This is a genomic window from Anaerosporobacter sp. (assembly GCF_965301125.1).
Window position 1 is genome coordinate 1 of record NZ_CBDLAM010000271.1, and the last position, 3924, is coordinate 3924.

At 34.9% G+C, this 3924-nt stretch carries 2 protein-coding genes and 1 pseudogene; all 3 read right to left on the minus strand.

The window, feature by feature from the left end; genetic code table 11:
- Positions 1–305 precede the first annotated feature (305 nt).
- The gene (gene purB, locus ACW2QF_RS18485) at positions 306–1739 is read right to left on the minus strand and encodes an adenylosuccinate lyase (protein ID WP_455717489.1); all 1434 of its coding nucleotides are present in this window, start codon (positions 1737–1739) and stop codon (positions 306–308) included.
- An 85-nt stretch (positions 1740–1824) separates the two neighbouring features.
- Positions 1825–3264, minus strand: coding sequence for an amidophosphoribosyltransferase (gene purF, locus ACW2QF_RS18490; protein ID WP_455717490.1), 1440 nt, complete (start codon positions 3262–3264; stop codon positions 1825–1827).
- 22 nt (positions 3265–3286) lie between these two features.
- Positions 3287–3924 (minus strand): annotated as a pseudogene (purC, locus tag ACW2QF_RS18495) (phosphoribosylaminoimidazolesuccinocarboxamide synthase); the annotation flags it as partial.

Genomic DNA, 3924 nt, shown 5'->3' on the forward strand with positions numbered 1-3924 from the left:
TAAAATAACTCTTAATTGTAGATGAATGGGTTGCGTTTCATTTTACAATTAAGGATTAAATTAACTAAAAGTTTAAAAGTTCTACAAACTAAAAAACAACCTCAAACTGTTGATGCCTTATGCCGGATATTTCATATTCGCCACTGGCACACAACCTTTTGAGATTGTTTTATAGTTACATATATATTTATAATATAATATTGCTTTTAAATAATATAGCTTATACTATCTCTTCATGGAACTATGTCTCTAGCTATATCTTCTATTTGTTACTGCATAACAACTTCTTTTATTACTCTATATAATTACACCGTAATTTCAGCTGTCATTCCTAATACATCTTTGTTTGCATCTAAGATAGGATTAATTACTTCTGTAATAAATTCTTCTGTTTGCATTGGTGCACAACCAACATATTTGCTTGGATCCATTGTTTGCTTCAACTCATCAAGTGACATGTTGAAAGCTGGATCAGCTGCAATAAGCTCTAATAAGTTGTTGTCTAAACCGTTTTCTTTTACATTCTTACCAGCTTCCATAGATAACTGACGAATCTTTTCGTGAAGTTCTTGTCTATCTCCACCAGCTTTTACTGCATCCATCATGATATTTTCTGTAGCCATGAAAGGTAATTCTGCCATAAGACGTTTCTCAATAACCTTAGGATAAACAACAAGTCCATCTACTACATTTAGGTAAAGATCTAAGATACCATCTACTGCTAAGAAACCTTCTGGAATACTAACTCTCTTATTCGCTGAGTCATCTAAGGTTCTTTCAAACCATTGAGTTGATGACGTAATTGCTGGATTCAAAGCATCTGCCATTACATAGTTTGCTAAGGAAGCAATTCTCTCACTTCTCATTGGATTTCTCTTATATGCCATTGCACTTGAACCGATTTGATTCTTTTCAAATGGTTCTTCGATTTCCTTAAGATGTTGTAATAAACGAATATCATTAGAGAATTTGTGAGCACTAGCTGCAATTCCAGCAAGCACATTCAATACTCTAGTATCAACTTTACGAGAATATGTCTGTCCTGAAACAGGATAACATTCTTTGAATCCCATCTTCTTAGCGATTGTACGATCAACTAACTTAACTTTTTCATAATCACCATCGAATAATTCTAAGAAACTTGCTTGTGTTCCAGTTGTTCCTTTTGAACCAAGTAATTTCATAGAATCAATTAGGTATTCAAGATCTTCAAGGTCTAATTTTAATTCCATTAACCATAAGGTTGCTCTCTTACCTACAGTCGTTGGTTGTGCTGGTTGAAAATGTGTGAATGCTAAGGTAGGAAGATCCTTATACTTCATAGCAAATTTAGATAATTCTGCAATAACATTGATTAATTTTTTCTTAACTAATTTAAGAGCTTCTGTCATCACAATGATATCTGTATTATCACCAACATAACAAGAAGTAGCACCAAGGTGAATGATTCCTTTTGCTTTCGGGCATTGTACGCCATATGCATGTACATGAGACATTACATCATGTCTTACTAAAGCTTCTTGTTTTTTTGCAACATCATAATTGATGTCGTCTTTGTGAGCTTTTAATTCTTCTATCTGCTCATCTGTAATATTTAAACCTAATTCTTTCTCTGTTTCAGCAAGTGCAATCCAAAGTCTTCTCCAAGTACGGAATTTCATATCTGGTGAGAAGATATATTGCATCTCCTTACTAGCATATCTTTCAGACATAGGGCTTACATATCTATCATTACTCATGTGTGTTTCTCCATTCATTTTGATTTTGTCACGATTCCATGAACTTGATTAATCCATGTTTTGTTAATTGATACTTGATTTTATCTTATTTATCAAAATCACCACGAATATCTTCTTCTGGTGGTTCTATCGGGTAATCTCCTGTAAAGCAAGCGCTACAGTATCCCATATCGCATCCTAGCATCTCTCCAAGGCGATCAACGTCAAGGTAACCAAGTGTATTTGCACCTAACATCTCACAGATTTGATCTACTGTGTTATTATGTGCAATTAACTGATCATCCGAAGGAATATCAGTTCCAAAGTAACAAGGATGTAGAAAAGGTGGAGAACTGATTCTAACATGAACTTCTGTTGCTCCTGCATTCTTAAGCATACGTACGATTCTTTCACTTGTTGTACCACGTACAATGGAATCGTCAATCATAACGACACGCTTTCCTTTCACTACTTCTTTCAAAACATTCAGTTTGATCTTAACACTTGATTCTCTGACACTTTGTTTTGGCTTGATGAAGGTTCTACCAACATAACTATTCTTAACAAACGCCATTCCATATGGTATTCCAGATTCCAACGAAAAGCCAAGTGCTGCAGCATTTCCAGAGTCCGGTACACCAACAACGATATCAGCATCGACTGGATGTGTCTGAGCAAGGATCTTTCCAGCCATAATTCTTGAGTTGTAAACACTTACACCATCGATGCAACTATCTGGTCTTGCGAAATATATATATTCAAAGATACATCTTGCTGTCTTTTGCTGACACATACTTGTATCCGATACAATCCCATCTTTTGTAATTGTTACAATCTCACCAGGTAATACATCACGTACATACTCGGCACTTACTGCGTCAAGTGCACATGTTTCTGAAGCAAGAATATAACTATTATCTCTCTTACCGATAACAAGTGGATGAAAACCAAATGGATCTCTTGCTCCAATTAGTTTTCTTGGACTCATTATTATTAATGAGTAGGCGCCCTTAATTTTATGCATCGCATTCTTAACTGCTGATTCAACATTTGCTACATTAAGACGTTCTCTTGCAATATGATATGCAATTACCTCAGAATCGATTGTTGTTTGGAAAATGGCACCTGTATATTCTAACTCATGACGAAGTTCTAGTGCATTGATTAAATTACCATTATGTGCTAACGCTAACGTACCTTTTACATAATTAAGTACAAGTGGCTGTGTGTTCTCTCTTGTGCTTGCACCAGCCGTAGAATAACGAACATGCCCTACTCCAATATCTCCCTTTAATCCTTCAAGACTTTCTGGAGTAAATACTTCGTTCACTAATCCCATATCTTTCACAGATAAAACTTTACCTTTAGGTCCGTTTGTATCTGATACCGCAATACCACAACTTTCTTGACCGCGGTGTTGTAGGGCAAACAATCCATAATAGATTGAAGAAGCCACATCATTTCCATCTAGATCATAGATACCAAACACACCACATTCTTCATGTAATTCATCTGATATCATACTACTTAATTTATTTTCATTCATTCTGGTCGTTCCCCTATTATCTTTATTGGATTCCTAAACGCTTAAACACTTCCTCATAAGCGTCTTCTACTTTACCTAAATCTCTACGAAATCTATCTTTATCTAATTTATCATGTGTTTCGCTATCCCATAATCTACAAGTATCTGGTGAGATTTCATCAGCAAGAATAATCTCTCCATTACATCTTCCAAATTCCACTTTGAAATCAATTAATTCGATTCCACAAGAAGCGAAATACTTACATAATTCTTCATTTACTTTAAATACAAGTTCTGTAATCCTATCAATCTCTTCTCTTGTAGCTGCTCCAATTGCAATTGCATAGTAATCATTAATCATTGGATCACCAAGACCATCATCTTTATAACTGAATTCTAAAGTAGGAGCTAACAGCTTTGTACCTTCTTCAATACCAAGTTTTTTTGAAAAGCTTCCTGCTGCAACATTTCTTACAATTACTTCAAGTGGTACAATCTCCACCTTCTTAACAGCAGTTTCTCTATCACTAAGTTCTTCTACAAAGTGAGTTGGAATACCTGCTTTTTCAAGAATCTTAAACAAATGATTACTCATTTTGTTATTAATAACACCTTAACCAACAATAGTTCCTTTTTTCTAACCATTGAATGCAGTTGCGGCATCTTTGTATTCTACAATGT

Excerpts from the sequence above, each read along its gene's own strand:
- purB (WP_455717489.1), bottom strand. The coding sequence starts at position 1,739 with ATGAGTAATGATAGATATGTAAGCCCTATGTCTGAAAGATATGCTAGT.
- purF (WP_455717490.1), bottom strand. The coding sequence starts at position 3,264 with ATGAATGAAAATAAATTAAGTAGTATGATATCAGATGAATTACATGAA.